Source organism: Nonomuraea sp. NPDC001684 (genome assembly GCF_053596515.1).
In genome coordinates this window covers 1-1380 of the sequence record NZ_JBSFGJ010000869.1, presented here as the reverse complement: position 1 = coordinate 1380, position 1380 = coordinate 1, and the positions used below count along the sequence as shown (strand labels likewise).

The window sequence follows — 1380 nt, the reverse complement described above, 5'->3', positions numbered from 1 at the left end:
ACCCGTCCCCCCCCCCCCCCCTTTTCGCCCAACCCCACCGGCCCCCGGGGGGGGGGGGCGCCCCCGCCCGGCCCCCCCCCCCCCCCCCCCCCCCCGGCCCCGCCCCCGCCCCCCCCCCCGCGCTCCGCGACAGCCTGCGCGCCGTCGCCGCGACCCCGGCCGCCCAGCGGGTCCTCGCTCTGGACGGCCTGCCGGGCCGCTGGCTGCCCCCCGGTTTCGTGGTGATCCCGCAACGCGGCGCCGGCCTGGACGAGCGCCTCGCGGCGGCCTTCGCCGACGCCCACCGGCTGCGGCCCGGGCCCGTCGTGCTCATCGGCATGGACACCCCACAGGTCACGCCCGAGCTGCTGCGCGAGGCCGGGGAGGCGCTGGCCGACCACGACGCGGCGTACGGCCCGGCGGCCGACGGCGGCTTCTGGCTGCTGGGGCTCCGGCGGCCGGACCCGGCGCTGCTGCTCGGGGTGCCCATGTCGCACCCGGAGACCGGCAAGGTCCAGCTCGACCGGCTGGTCCGCGCCGGGCTGGCCGTCCACCACCTGCCCGAGCTGATCGACGTCGACACCGCCACCGCCGCGACCGAGGTGGCCCGCCAGACCCCCACCTCCTGCTTCGCCACCACCCTCAGAACGCTGCACCGGTGATCGGGGAGATCTATGCGGCCGCGCTCGCGGGTGAGCGCGCCGAGATCGAGTACCTGGACGGCACCCGCGCCGACCTGGCGGCCGCGCGCTGGTTCACGCCGATCGACGGCGACGAGGAGATCCTGAGCCGCTGCCGCAGCCCCACGCTGGACATCGGCTCCGGCCCCGGCCGGCTCACGGCGGCGCTGACCCGGCGCGGCGTCGCCTCGCTCGGCATCGACGTCACGCCGCACGCCGTCGCCCTGACCCGCCGGGCGGGCGGGTTCGCCCTCCTGCGGGACGTCTTCGACGACGTTCCGGGCACCGGCCAGTGGGCGACGGCGTTGCTCGCCGACGGCAACATCGGCATCGGCGGTGACCCCGCGGCGCTGCTACGGCGGGTCCGGCAGCTCGTACGGCCGGGCGGCACCGTCCTGGCCGAGCTCGCGCCGCCGTGGACGCGCAGCCGGGTCGACCGGGTACGGCTGCGCGTGGGCGTGCGCGCCGGGGACTGGTTCGGCTGGGCGACCGTCTCGGCGGCCGACATCGCGCGCCTGGCCGCGAACGCCGGGTTCACGGCCGCCCACTGCCGGCCGGCGCACGGCCGCTGGCTGGCCCACCTGCACTGACCTCCAGCCCCACCGCCCACCGCCCGCGGCCCGGCCGGCACTGGCGTCCGGCCGAGCCGCGGCCGCCCAGGACGCGCCTGGATCAGCGTCCGGTCGGGACGGCCGGACGGCGTCGCTCAGTCGTCGTCGCC

General features: G+C 79.2%; 2 protein-coding genes. Both read left to right on the top strand.

The features are described from left to right. Positions 1–134 precede the first annotated feature (134 nt). On the top strand, positions 135–641 hold the full coding sequence (locus ACWCSD_RS52645; protein WP_449927486.1) for a TIGR04282 family arsenosugar biosynthesis glycosyltransferase: 507 nt from the start codon (positions 135–137) through the stop codon (positions 639–641). After that, the gene (locus ACWCSD_RS52640) at positions 638–1249 is read left to right on the top strand and encodes a class I SAM-dependent methyltransferase (RefSeq protein ID WP_449927483.1); all 612 of its coding nucleotides are present in this window, start codon (positions 638–640) and stop codon (positions 1247–1249) included. The genes ACWCSD_RS52645 and ACWCSD_RS52640 overlap by 4 nt, the downstream gene beginning before the upstream one ends. Positions 1250–1380: the final 131 nt, after the last annotated feature.